A 12,106-nucleotide genomic window follows, 5' to 3' on the forward strand; every position below is an offset into this window, starting at 1 on the left:
CGCTCTCAGTTGCGGGTGAAGTGGAAGAGCAGCCGCGTGCGGATGGCCTCGCCGACCAGCCGGCCGGCCTGTTCCGAGGCCTCGCGGCCCGCGATCAGGGTGGCGTATTCGTCATCGACGACGTTGTAGGACACCGTGCGGCGCTCGGAGCCGCTGTCCAGCACGCTCTCCCGGTCGGCGGCCAGCAGCCACCAGTGACCGGTCAGGCTGACATTGATGCGCGAGACGGTCTCGTCGGCCTGGATGCCGGCGCTTTCGCGATCCTCCAGCACCTCGAGACGGAGAAAATGTTCCGGGTCGGCGGGCTTGTCCGGCGCGCCGAGGGCGTCGAGCAGGGCGTTGCGGGTGGCGAAGGCGGCGTTGCCCTTCTGCTCCTGCACTTCGAGGCGGGAGAGCGGGCCGCGCACATCGCCCGCGCCGCCGGGCGCATAGACCGGCTGGAATCCGCAGCCCGCCAGCGCCAGCGCGCCCAGCGCCAGGAGGCCGAGCGCGGCGCGCCGCGCGATGCGGCGCTCAGACGACGACATTGACGATCCTGTTCGGCACCACCACCACCTTGCGCACGGTCCTGCCCTCCATGGCGCGCTGCACGTTCGGCTCGGCCAGCGCCGCGGCCTCCACCTCGGCCGGGTCGGCGTCGCGGGCCATGTTGATCACCGCGCGCTTCTTGCCCTTCACCTGAACGGCGATGGCGACGGTCTCCTGGCGCACCAGGGCCGGATCCGCCTCGGGCCAGGGCGCGTCGACGATCATGCCCGCATGACCCAGCGCCGACCAGCACTCTTCGGCCAGATGCGGGGTCATGGGCGCCATCAGCCGCACGATGGTTTCCACGGCGAAGCGCCGCGCGGCCCGGTCGGCCGGACTGTCGCCGCCGGTCTTCTCGATCTCGTTGGCCAGTTCGTGGACGCGGGCGACGCCGCGGTTGAAGTGGAACTTCTCCAGATCGCCGGTGAAGCCTTCGATGGCGCGGTGCGCGGCGCGGACCAGGTCGTGACCGGGGTCCGGCGCCCCGGCGTCGCCGGCCGCAGCGGTGCGGACCAGCCGCCAGACCCGCTGCAGGAAGCGCCAGGCGCCGTTGGCGCCCTCGTCCGACCATTCCAGATCGCGGTCGGGCGGGCTGTCGGAGAGCATGAACCAGCGTGCGGTATCGGCACCGAAGCGGTCGATGATCGCGCCCGGGTCGACGGTGTTGTTGCGCGACTTGCTCATCTTCTCGAGCGCGCCCTCGGTCACCGGCTCGCCGGTCTCCACATGCCGCCAGGCGCCGTCGGCGCCCTTCTCCACCTCGGAGGGATAGAGCCAGCGCCCGTCCGCCGCGCGGTAGGTCCGGTGCACGACCATGCCCTGCGTGAACAGCCCCGCAAAGGGCTCCGAAAGGTCGGTATGGCCGGTCGCGGTCATGCCGCGCATGAAGAAGCGCGAATAGAGCAGGTGCAGGATCGCGTGCTCGATGCCGCCGATATACTGATCGACCGGCAGCCAGTAGTCGGCGTCGGCGCGACGCACGGGCTCGGTCCCGGCGTCGGCGCTGGCGAAGCGCGCGAAGTACCACGACGAATCGACAAAGGTGTCCATCGTGTCGGTTTCGCGTTCGGCGTCCGCGCCGCAGTCGGGGCAGGCGACGTGCTTCCAGGTGGGGTGCCGGTCAAGCGCGTTGCCCGGCTTGTCGAAGGTCACGTCCATCGGCAGCTCGATGGGAAGCTGCTCCGCCGGCGCCGGCACGACGCCGCAGGACGGGCAGTGGATCACCGGAATCGGGCAGCCCCAGTAGCGCTGGCGGCTGAGGCCCCAGTCGCGCAGGCGGAAGTTGACCGTGCGCTCCCCGCGGCCGGCCTGTTCCATCCGGCCCGCGACGGCGTCCTTGCCTTCCTCGATGCTCAGCCCGTCCAGGAAATCCGAATTGATCAGCCGCCCTTCGCCGGTGAAGGCCGTGTTGCCGACCTCGAAACTCGCCGGATCGGCGTCAGGCGGGCAGACGACAGGCACAACGGGCAGGCCGTACTTGCGCGCGAAATCCAGGTCGCGCTGGTCATGGGCCGGGCAGCCGAAGATCGCGCCGGTCCCGTACTCCATCAGGATGAAGTTGGCGATGTAGACCGGCAGGGTCTCGCCCTCGACGAAGGGGTGCCTGACCCGCAGGCCCGTGTCGAAGCCGCGCTTCTCGGCGCGCTCCAGCTCCTCCTCGGAGGTGCCCATGCGCCGGCATTCCTCGACGAAGGCGGCCGCTTCGGCGCTCTCCGCCGCTGCCTGCTGCGCCAGCGGATGCTCGGCGGCGACCGCCATGAAGCTGGCGCCGAAGATGGTGTCGGGGCGGGTGGTGTAGACCGTGAGACCTTCCGCCGGGCCGCCGCCCGCGAAATCGAAGGTCATCCGCAGGCCCTCCGACCGGCCGATCCACTGGGTCTGCATGGCGCGGACCCGGTCCGGCCAGCGCTCCAGGTTCGACAGTTCGGCCAGCAGATCCTCGGCATAGCGGGTGATGCGGAAGAACCACTGGGTGAGCCGGCGCTTCTCCACCGGGGCGCCCGAGCGCCAGCCCTTGCCGTCGATCACCTGCTCGTTGGCCAGCACCGTGTGGTCGACCGGATCCCAGTTGACCCAGCTTTCCCGGCGATAGACCAGATCCTGCTTCAGGAAGTCCAGGAACAGCTTCTGCTGGTGGCGGTAGTAGTCCGCGTCGCAGGTGGCGAATTCCCTGGACCAGTCCAGGCTGAGGCCCATGGACTTCAGCTCCGCCTTCATGTTGGCGATGTTCTGATAGGTCCATTCCGCCGGATGCACCTTCTGGTCGCGCGCGGCGTTCTCCGCCGGCAGGCCGAAGGCGTCCCAGCCCATGGGGTGCAGCACGTTGAAGCCGCGGGCCCGCTTGTAGCGCGCGACCACATCGCCCAGCGTGTAGTTGCGCACATGGCCCATGTGGATGCGCCCCGAGGGATAGGGGAACATCTCCAGCACGTAATACTTCTCGCGCGACGTGTCGGTCGCGGCGCGGAAGCACTGGCCGCTGTCCCACGCGGCCTGCCAGCGCGGCTCGACCTCGGCGGGATTGTATCTCTCGTTGATCTCGGTCATGCGTTCGGGAACTGAAGAAGCGGAAGGGATGGGCGCCCCGGACGGGGCTTCAGAGACTGCCGGACTCCTGGCGCAGCACCAGGGCGCGGGCCAGGATCGAATCCACCAGATTGGTCGGGACCGCCGGGGAGACCGGCACCTCGCGCCAGTTGCCGGCGTCGTCCAGTTCCTGGCGCTCCATCGTCAGTTCCATGGATTCGGCCCGCAGCGCGCGTGATGAAAATGCCACGTTGGCGCGGAATCTTTCGGTCGGCGCGCCGGGCGGAATGTACCATCCGGTCTCGATCACGCCGGTCAGATCGTCGAGCTCGAGGATCGGCATGAAGCCGATGGTTTCCAGCGTCGCCTGCCACATGAACGGATTGGCCGGCACCGCTTCCGAACCCGCGGCTCCGCCGCCGCTCGAAGGCTGCGGGATAACCGTCTGATTCAAAACAGGCTGAGCCGGCGGTTCGTCGTCGCCGCCGAAGACGCCGCAGGCAGACGCAACCATGGCGAGCGCGGCGGCGAACGCCGCCCGGCGCAGGCCGGCGACCGCGCGACGCGGCCGAAGGGATGTCACGAACGGGATCATGGCGCCTTCATATCCGAGCCCCGCGCCGCGCACAACTGCGCCGCGACGCCGTCCCGCCACGGAATTGTCAATTGATTCACGCCCCGCTCAGCCATAATAACCTGCTGTTAACACGCAACGCGGAATCCTCGATACGCCATGCCGCTTTCAAACCGCCATATCCTCGCCATCGGCCTGGGCCTGTCGTGCGCCGCCGGCGCCGCCGTCCAGGCGCAGGAAGGCACGCTGCGACTGAACCTTCAGGCGCCGGCGAAGGGCGAGTCCGTGCAGAATGCGCCGGCCGCGGCGACGCTGGACGAACTGCTGTCGATGACGCCGCGCGCCAGCGGTCTCAACCTCAATCTCGACGCCGACCGGGCTCATGCCGAGGATATGCCCGACGTCCGCCTCGACTTCGGCGATCAGGCCGCGGGCGTCGGCTATCAGATCTTCGGCAGTGTCGGCGACGCGCGCGGCGACCGGGTCGGCATTTCCGGCCTGCAGGCGCAGGGCCTGTCGCTCGGCGCACCGGCGTCCGGGCCGCTGGCCCTGGCCGCGCCGGACGACGGCCGCGGCGGCGAATGGCGCGTCGGCGGCCGCATCGACTATGCCGGTTTCAGCTTCGGCGCCGACATGGCCCGCGAATGGCGGCTGGCCGAGGGCGCAGGTGTCCGCGACTACCGGCTGGGCATGAGCTATGGCGGCGAGGACTGGCGTGTCGGCATGCAGTACATGCGCTCGCTTTCCGGCGACCAGCAGCGCCTGACCGCGATCTCCGACGCGGTGGAGCTGGGCGGCGTGTGGAACGTCTCGCGCTCGGTCAACCTCGTCGGCGGCGTCCAGCTCTGGGACCAGGAGGACATCTCCAGCCTGGATAGCGACAGCCAGCGCGCGGCGCTGATCTTCCTGGGCACCCGCATCCAGTTCTGAGGCGGCCGTCGGCTCCGCCGCACGGCACGGGATTCAGTCCTGCAGCACGTAGCGCCGGTTGAGCGGCTGCAGCGGCCGGGCGTTCATGGCGTGGATATCCCGGAATTTCGCGATCGCCCCGTCGGACACCGCGACCGATCCTTCCATGACCGACCAGAGCACGATCTCCGAGCAGGGCGGCGTCGTCAGCGAACCCTGATAGCGGAAGAAATCGTCGTCGCCGGGCATCAGCGCCCGCGCGTCCGCCGCGCCCAGCGCCGCCTCGCCCTTGGCCGCCGGGGCAGCGTCCATCACCCGCTCGAACAGGCCGTTGGCGCCGCCGCCCGACATCATCACCCCGATCACGGCCAGCCGGCCGTCCTCGGCGGCATGGACGAAATGGACCTCCATGGGCCAGCGCTCGCCATCGATGGCATGCTCGGAAGGGCTGTGGAAGTGGAACTGCAGCAGATCGAAGCGCTCCCCGTCGATCACGGCGTGGCCCGCGTCCGGCGCCTGGACCTGGATCGTGTGGCCGTTGTTCAGCACAGTCCAGGCCGCGCCGGCGTTCCACGCGAGCTCGATTTCCTCCAGTTCCGCCTCGACGGAATCCGGTTCGACGATGTCGACCGGCGACTGCTGCACGCCGCCGCCGCAGGCTGCGAAACTCTCCGACAGCGCCGCCCATTGCGCCGGGCCGTCCGCGCCAGCGTAGCTCCAGTGCGTGTCCGCCGCCCATGCTGCGGCGGCGCCCATCGCGGCGGCGAAGCCGATCGCCGCGAGCGGTTTTCCGATGATCATCGGCGTGTCCCCCTCTGTCACGGGCCCGCAAACGGGCCGAACGGCGCCATGATAGCCTATTTCACAGTTGAAATGGAGGTATTCAAAAGGCTTCCCACAGAAAAAATGGCTTCTATGTGACGCAGACAGCACCCCGGCGCTTGACACGCTCCTTGCACTCGTCTCTGTCTTCCGCGCCGCAACACGGAACCCGACCACGGAGCCGCCCGAATGGACCATCTCGACCAGCTGGAGAGCCAGAGCATCTATATCTTCCGCGAGGCCTTCAACCGGCTCGACCGGGTCGGCATGCTCTGGTCGCTCGGCAAGGACTCCAACGTCATGATCTGGCTGGCGCGCAAGGCCTTCTTCGGCCGCGTGCCCTTCCCCGTCATGCACGTGGACACGGGCAAGAAGTTCCCGGAGATGTACGACTTCCGCGACCGCTACGCCAAGGAGTGGGACCTGACCTTCCTGCGCGGCGAGTGCCCGCCGATCGAGGAGATGGACCCGAGCCTGCCGCCGGCGGCGCGCTCGGCGGCGCGCAAGACCGAGGGACTGAAGCGCTTCCTGGCCGAGAACCCCTTCGACGGCATTTTCGCCGGCATCCGCCGCGACGAGGAGGCGACCCGCGCCAAGGAGCGCGTCTTCAGCCCCCGCGGCGAAGGCGGGCAGTGGAACTTCCGCGACCAGCCGCCGGAGTTCTGGGACCAGTTCAACACCGAATTCCCGCCGGGCACGCACATCCGCATCCATCCCCTGCTGCACTGGACCGAGGTCGATATCTGGCTCTACACCCAGCGCGAGAAGATCCCGGTCATCGACCTGTACTTCGCGAAGGACGGCAAGCGTTACCGCAGTCTGGGCGACAAGGACATCACCAGTCCCGTCGCCTCGAACGCCACGACCATCGAGGAGATCATCGAGGAGCTCAGGACCACGAAGATCCCCGAGCGCGCCGGGCGCGCCATGGACCACGAGGCCGAGGACGCCTTCGAGCGCCTGCGCGCCGACGGGTACATGTAGGCGCCGGCGAGAGGGGAACAGTCAGATGACCAACGGCAATATCCGCGATTTCCTGAAGATCGTCTTCGTCGGCCATGTCGACCACGGCAAGTCGACGCTGGTCGGGCGCATCTTCCACGACACCGACAGCCTGCCCGAGGGCAAGGTCGAATCCATCCGCCGCATGTGCGAGCGCCGCGGCATGCCGATGGAGTACGCCTTCCTGCTGGACGCGCTGCAGGCCGAGCGCGACCAGGGCATCACCATCGACACCACCCAGATCTGGTTCAAGTCGGCCAGGCGCGACTACGTCATCATCGACGCGCCGGGCCACAAGGAATTCCTCAAGAACATGATCACCGGCGCGGCCTCGGCCGACGCCGCCATCCTGGTGATCGACGCCAATGAAGGCGTGCAGGAACAGTCGCGCCGCCACGGCTACCTGCTGCACCTGATGGGCGTGCCGCAGGTCACGGTCTGCGTCAACAAGATGGACCTGGTGGGCTATTCCCGGGACCGCTTCGACGCCATCGAGCGCGAGATCCGCGGCTATCTGCAGAGCATCGGCGTCAGCCCCGACCACGTCATTCCGGTCTCGGGCCGGGAGGGCGACCTGATCGTCGGGCCGTCGGACAACATGCCATGGTACCCCGGCCCATCGGTGGTGGACGCCCTGGACGGCTTCCGCGTGCCGGCGCCGGCGACGGACCAGCCGCTGCGCTTTCCCGTGCAGGACGTCTACAAGTTCGACGACCGCCGCATCGTCGCCGGCCGTATCGAGAGCGGCACGCTGCGGGTCGGCGACACGCTGCTGTTCAGCCCCACCAACAAGACCGTGCGGGTCAAGTCCATCGAGGCCTGGAACGCGCCGGCGCCGCCGATGAAGGCCTCGGCCGGCCAGTCCATCGGCATCACCCTGGACGAGCAGATCTTCGTCGAGCGCGGCCATGTCGCCAGCCACGAGGCCCACCCGCCGATAGAGACGGACGTCTTCCGCGCCCATGTCTTCTGGCTGGGCCGCGAGCCGCTGAAGACCGGCAAGACCTACCGCATGAAGCTGGCCAACACCGAGGCGCCGGTGACCGTGCAGTCCATCGACAACGTCATCGACACCGGCGACCTCAGCCAGCGCGCCGGCGAGACGGTGGAACGCAACGCCGTCGCCGAGATCACCGTGCGCTCGCGCAAGATGCTGGCGCTCGACGAGTTCCGCGACAACCAGAAGACCGGCCGTTTCGTGCTGATTGACGGCTACGACATCTCCGGCGGCGGCATCGTCTCCATGGAGGGCTATGCCGACCAGCGCCAGATGATCACGAAGCGCGCCTCCAACATCACCCAGGTGATGCACGATATCACCGACGCCGACCGCGCCCGGCGCAACGGCCACAAGGGCGGCGTGCTCTGGTTCACCGGCCTGTCGGGCGCGGGCAAGTCGACGCTGGCGGTCGCCACCGAGCGGCGGCTCTTCGATCTTGGCTACCAGGTCTACGTACTGGACGGCGACAATGTCCGTTTCGGCCTCAACGCCGATCTGGGCTTCAGTCCCGAAGACCGCGCGGAGAACATCCGCCGCGTCGGCGAGGTCGCCGCCCTGATGGCCCGGGCGGGGCTGATCGTCATCACTGCCTTCATCTCGCCCTACCGCTCCGACCGCGACCGGGCGCGCCAGGCGGCCGGCCACGATTTCCACGAGATCTTCATCGAGGCCGATGTCGCCACCTGCGAGGCGCGCGATCCCAAGGGCCTCTACCAGAAGGCGCGCTCCGGCGAGATCAAGGAGTTCACCGGCGTCTCCGCGCCCTACGAGGCGCCGGAGGCGGCGGAGCTGTCGGTCGACACCGCGGCGCTGCCGGTGGACGCTTGCCTCGACAAGCTGATGGCCTATGTCGAGGAGACCTTCACGCGGACCAGGTGACATCATGGAATTCGCCCGCGCCGGCTTCGATATCGGCCTGTTCTCCAACGCCCGCGAGCCCCAGCTCGACTTCTGGGGGAAGACCGTCGGGCTGGCATATGACCACATGGGCAAGCTGGGCGGCGGCGTGCAGCAGCACCGCCACCATCTCCACGACGCGATCCTGAAGATGAACCATGCCCGCGACCCCCTGCCGGCGATGCCGCCGACGGGCTATGCGGAGCTGATCGTCGCGGTCGCGGGACGCCCGGGCACCCATTCGGAAACCGACCCGGACGGCAACCGGGTGACGCTCGCCCCGGCGGGCAAGGACGGCATCGACGGCTATGCGCTCAAGCTCTCGGCCAACGACCCGGAAGCGACCATGCGCTTCTACCGCGATGTGATCGGTCTGGAGCAGCTCGGCGATCCGAAGGTCTTCCGCCACGGCAAGGGCCGCATCCTGATCCAGCCGGGGGAGGTCCGGGTCATCGACGACGCCGACTGGCGCGGGCCGGGCTTCCGCTACATCACCTTCCAGGTCACGGACGCGAAGACGGCCTTCCAGGAGGCGGAAGCCAAGGGCGCGGCGATCGGCGCGCCGCTGCGCGAACTGGGCGACGTTGTCCGCTTCGGCTTCCTGCGCGACCCGGACGGCAACATGATCGAGATCAGCGAACGCACCACCTTCACCGGCAAGGCGCTCTGAAACCGCGTTGCGCGCGTTCCGGGAAGACCCGGATGCAGATGACGTCCCGGGGCTTGACCCCGGGACCCACAACGGCGCTGCTGCCGAAAAGGTGAAGTTCGGGCCGGAGACAAGCACCATCGCATCCCGCTGGACCCCGGGATCAAGTCCCGGGGCGGGTGACGCGATGGAATGCCGGCGCGGCCTCAGCCGTGCAGCGCGGTCCAGACCTTCATCGGCGTCAGGGGCATCTCGAGGCCCTCGAGATTGCCCTTGCCGTCGACGGCGTCGCGCACCGCGTTGACGAAGGCCGGCGGCGCGCCGATCGCGCCCGCCTCGCCCGCGCCCTTCACGCCCAGCGGATTGGTCGTGCAGCGGACATTGCGCGTGCGGAAGCGGATCGCCGGGAAATCCTCGGCCCGGGGCATCTGGTAGTCCATGAAGCTGCCCGAGAGCAGCTGGCCGTTCTCCTCGTCATAGACCGTGTGCTCGTGCCAGGCTTGGCCGATGCCCTGGACGATGCCGCCATGCACCTGGCCCTCCAGCAGGATCGGGTTCAGGGTGACGCCGAAATCGTCGACCACGGTGTAGTCCAGAAGTTCCACCTGCCCGGTCTGCGGATCGACCTCGACCTCGCAGATGTGGCAGCCGTTGGGGAAGGTCGGCTTCTCGTTGTTGTGGTTCTGCTCGTTGTCCAGGCCCGGCTCCACGCCCTCGGGCAGGTTGGCCGGGTCCTTCGCCGCCTCGGCGACCTCGTAGAGGGACATGCCCCGGTCCGTGCCGGCGACCGAGAAGCGGCCGTCGGCGAATTCGATGTCGACCTCGGCCGTCTCCAGCATCTTCGCGGCGACCTTGCGGCCCTTCTCCAGGGCGTTCTCGGCCGCGTCCAGCACCGAGGCGCCGCCCACGGGGATCGACTTGGAGCCGCCGGTGAAGCCGGGCGGCGAACGGTCGGTGTCGCCCTGGATCAGCTCGATGTCCTCGGCGTCGATGCCCAGCTTCTGCGACAGGATCTGGGCGTAGGAGACGGCGTGGCCCTGGCCGGAATCGAGGCCGCCGGAATAGATCCGGACCTTGCCCTTCTCCTCGAAGCTGAGGCGCGCCGGGACCCCGGCGCCGCCGCCGCAACGCTCGACATAGGTCGCCATGCCGATGCCGCGCAGCCGCCCGCGGGCTTCCGACTGCTTGCGGCGCTCCGCGAAACCGGCCCAGCCGGCGTCCTTCATGGCGTCTTCCATCAGGCCGGTGAAGTCGCCGGAATCGATGACGTCGCCCAGCCCCATGGTGTGGGGCATCTCGTCGGCGTTGGGGAAGTTGATGCGCCGGATCTCGTCGGAGCTGACGCCGGCGTCCTTCGCCGCCTGCTCCACCAGCCGCTCGATCATGTAGGCGGCTTCCGGCCGGCCCGCGCCGCGATAGGCGTCGGTCGGCACGGTGTTGGTCATGACGCCCTTCACGTTCAGGTACATCTTCGGGATCTTGTAGAGTCCGGTGTACATGCCGGCGCATGCGTCGGTCGGGATGAAGGGCGCGAAGTTCGCCAGATAGGCGCCCAGCGCCGCATAGGTGGTCGCCCTGAGCGCCTGGAAGCGGTTCTGTTCGTCCATCGCCACCTCCACGAAGGTGACGTGGTCGCGGCCCTGGCTGTCGGAGACGAACATCTCGCCCCGGTCGCCGGTCCAGCGCACGGAGCGGCCCAGCCGCTTCGCCGCCCACAGCGTCAGGCAGGCCTCCGGATAGAGGAACGCCTTGGTGCCGAAGCCGCCGCCGACATGGCCGGTGACCAGCCGGAGATTCTTCATGTCGATGCCCAGCATGGCCGAGAGCTGCTGCATCTGCATGGCCGGGCCCTGGCTGGGCACGTAGAGGGTGATCTTCCCGTCGCCCGGCTTCACCTCGGCCACCGCGGCGCGCGGCTCCATGGCGTTGCAGACCAGACGGTTGTTGATGATGCGGACCTTGGAGACCTTTGCGGCCTTGTCGAAGATGCCGGCGACTTCCTCCTTGTCGCCCTTCTCGTAGTCCAGGATGACGTTGTTCGGCGCCTCCTCCCAGACCTGCGGCGCGCCGTCCAGCGTGGCCTCGTAGGTGCCGGTGGCCACGGGCAGTTCGTCGAAGTCGAACTCGATCAGGTCGGCGGCGTCGCGCGCCTGCGCCAGCGTTTCGGCGATGATGAAGGCGACCGGTTCGCCGACATGGCGCACCTTGTCCTTCGCCAGGATGTGGCGCGGCGGCTTGGGATGCTTCGAGCCGTCGCCATTGCGGATATCGGTGAGACAGGCCAGCGGCTTGACGTCGTCCTGCGTCAGTTCCTCGCCGGTGAGCACCGCGACCACGCCGGGCGCGCTGCGGGCCGCTTCGACGTCCAGCTTCGTGATCGTCGCGTGCGCCACGGGCGAGCGGAAGACATGGCCCTTCAGCGCGCCCTCCACGTGCACGTCGTCGGTGTAGCGTCCCTGGCCGCGCACCAGGACCGGATCCTCGACCCGCCGCGGGCCGTCGCCAATGCCGAATTTCATGTTTCCGCCTCCCCGATGCGAACTGCTGCCTCTTGGCCCTGATTATGGAGCACGCGGCCGCCGGCGAACAGGGGGCGGGGCGATGTTCATGCCGCGGGGGCAGTCATTTCGGCCGGCCATGGGGGTCCACGGGGACGTTGCAGACCAGCAGCCGGCGCACCTCGGCGCCCTCCCCCAGCGGCAGCATCAGGCGGTGCCAGCTGCCGATCATGATGTCGTCCGGGGCTTGGTGGACGGTGTAGATCGGTGCGTGGTGGCGCTGGACGGCGATGTAGCAGGCGACGAAGAACAGCCGCGTCGGCAGGGTTGTCGGGACCTCGGTCACCAGCCGGCCGGTCATGTCGAAGCCCGCCACGCTGGCGATGCGCGAGCCGTAGAGCGCATAGCGGAACCCCTCCCCGCCCTCCAGCGCATCGACCAGCATGACATAGCCCAGCGCGCCGACGATCCGCTCCGGTTCGATGCGGAGCTGCTGGGCCACGCCGTCGATCCGGGTCATGTCCTTCCAGTATTCGTGGACCACGGCCAGGGGCCGGTAGGGCAGCTCCGCGGTGTCGGGAAAGACCGTCGCCGACGGGCCGTGCAGGGCGTCCCAGATTTCCGGCGCGCTCTCCCGCGTCAGCCGCCCGCGCGCCAGATCCTGGATCAGTCGTTCCGGCGGCTGCGTCATCGGGGTCTCT

At 68.6% G+C, this 12,106-nt stretch carries 10 protein-coding genes; 4 read left to right on the plus strand and 6 right to left on the minus strand.

The annotated features are described in order from the left end of the window. Positions 1-5 precede the first annotated feature (5 nt). From TEF_01190 to TEF_01200, 3 genes are read right to left on the minus strand one after another with little or no spacing between them, the layout of a single operon-like run. The gene (locus TEF_01190; GenBank protein ANK79560.1) at positions 6-527 is read right to left on the minus strand and encodes a hypothetical protein; all 522 of its coding nucleotides are present in this window, start codon (positions 525-527) and stop codon (positions 6-8) included. Beyond that, the gene (locus tag TEF_01195) at positions 514-3,075 is read right to left on the minus strand and encodes a leucine--tRNA ligase (protein ANK79561.1); all 2,562 of its coding nucleotides are present in this window, start codon (positions 3,073-3,075) and stop codon (positions 514-516) included. Before TEF_01195 ends, TEF_01190 begins: the two co-directional genes overlap by 14 nt. Positions 3,076-3,124: 49 nt before the next feature. Continuing rightward, on the minus strand, positions 3,125-3,682 hold the full coding sequence (locus TEF_01200; GenBank protein ANK79562.1) for a hypothetical protein: 558 nt from the start codon (positions 3,680-3,682) through the stop codon (positions 3,125-3,127). 105 nt (positions 3,683-3,787) lie between these two features. Here TEF_01200 and TEF_01205 point away from each other — a divergent pair, with 105 nt between their 5' ends. Then, positions 3,788-4,558, plus strand: a complete 771-nt coding sequence (locus tag TEF_01205; GenBank protein ID ANK79563.1) for a hypothetical protein — start codon at positions 3,788-3,790, stop codon at positions 4,556-4,558. Positions 4,559-4,591: 33 nt separating this feature from the next. Here the strand turns inward: TEF_01205 and TEF_01210 are convergent, their stop codons facing one another. Then, positions 4,592-5,338, minus strand: a complete 747-nt coding sequence (locus TEF_01210) for a hypothetical protein (protein ANK79564.1) — start codon at positions 5,336-5,338, stop codon at positions 4,592-4,594. Positions 5,339-5,548: 210 nt separating this feature from the next. Here TEF_01210 and TEF_01215 point away from each other — a divergent pair, with 210 nt between their 5' ends. The 3 genes from TEF_01215 to TEF_01225 are packed head-to-tail and all read left to right on the plus strand — an operon-like array spanning position 5,549 to position 8,928. Continuing rightward, entirely contained in the window at positions 5,549-6,343 is a 795-nt protein-coding gene (locus tag TEF_01215; protein ID ANK79565.1) for a sulfate adenylyltransferase, read from the plus strand. 25 nt (positions 6,344-6,368) lie between these two features. After that, the gene (locus TEF_01220) at positions 6,369-8,240 is read left to right on the plus strand and encodes an adenylyl-sulfate kinase (protein ANK79566.1); all 1,872 of its coding nucleotides are present in this window, start codon (positions 6,369-6,371) and stop codon (positions 8,238-8,240) included. Between the two features lie 4 nt (positions 8,241-8,244). After that, positions 8,245-8,928: a hypothetical protein gene (locus TEF_01225; protein ANK79567.1), complete on the plus strand. Its 684-nt coding sequence runs from the start codon at positions 8,245-8,247 to the stop codon at positions 8,926-8,928. 185 nt (positions 8,929-9,113) lie between these two features. On the opposite strand, the gene TEF_01230 is transcribed toward TEF_01225, so the two are convergent. Together TEF_01230 and TEF_01235 are read right to left on the minus strand one after the other, a co-directional pair. Next, entirely contained in the window at positions 9,114-11,426 is a 2,313-nt protein-coding gene (locus TEF_01230) for a carbon monoxide dehydrogenase (protein ANK79568.1), read from the minus strand. A gap of 103 nt (positions 11,427-11,529) precedes the next feature. Continuing rightward, positions 11,530-12,096, minus strand: a complete 567-nt coding sequence (locus tag TEF_01235; GenBank protein ID ANK79569.1) for a hypothetical protein — start codon at positions 12,094-12,096, stop codon at positions 11,530-11,532. Positions 12,097-12,106 lie beyond the last annotated feature (10 nt).

The organism is Rhizobiales bacterium NRL2, assembly GCA_001664005.1.
Lineage (GTDB): Bacteria > Pseudomonadota > Alphaproteobacteria > Minwuiales > Minwuiaceae > Minwuia.